General features: G+C 43.9%; 1 protein-coding gene. It reads left to right on the forward strand.

Annotation, left to right across the window (positions count from 1 at the left end):
- Positions 1-245 precede the first annotated feature (245 nt).
- Positions 246-618: putative RNA methyltransferase (locus R7Q48_RS28680; RefSeq protein WP_411979302.1), on the forward strand; the 373-nt coding region annotated here is incomplete at its 3' end.

Here is a 618-nt window from a genome sequence, read left to right on the forward strand (position 1 = left end):
GAGAGAGCCGTAACACCAGCGCGAAAACATCACAAAGTGCGATCGAGTTACAGCAACAAGCGAGAAATTTAAAAGAGCAAGTGGACTTCTTCCATTAATCCCTTGCCCTTCTCCTCTTATCATTGTTCAAAACGTGTAAGAGGCACTCAAGAACCTAAAGAGCCGAAGATCTCGGCTCTTTTTGTTTCACTTAAAGCCACGCTTTTTGATAGAATTTGCCGCCCTACTTTCTGTTCGAGATCGTCATGAACTATCAATGCCCTCTATGTCACCAACCACTTTCGCTGACTGAAAAGACGTTTAAGTGTGAAAACAATCATCAGTTCGACCTAGCAAAAGAAGGTTATGTGAATCTGATGCCTGCGCACCACAAACGTTCGAAAGATCCAGGTGACAACAAAGAAATGATGCAAGCTCGCCGCCGTTTTCTCGAAGGAAACCACTACGATCCAATGCGTCAAGAAGTGGCTCGACTATGTGCGAAATACACAGAAAGTACGACACACCAATTACTGGATATCGGTTGTGGTGAAGGTTATTACACCGATCAAGTGCAGCAATCTCTCTTCGAACAAGATCCACAAGCCACTGTTTTTGGTTTGGATATTTCTAAAGTGG

This window comes from Vibrio sp. 378 (assembly GCF_033339435.1).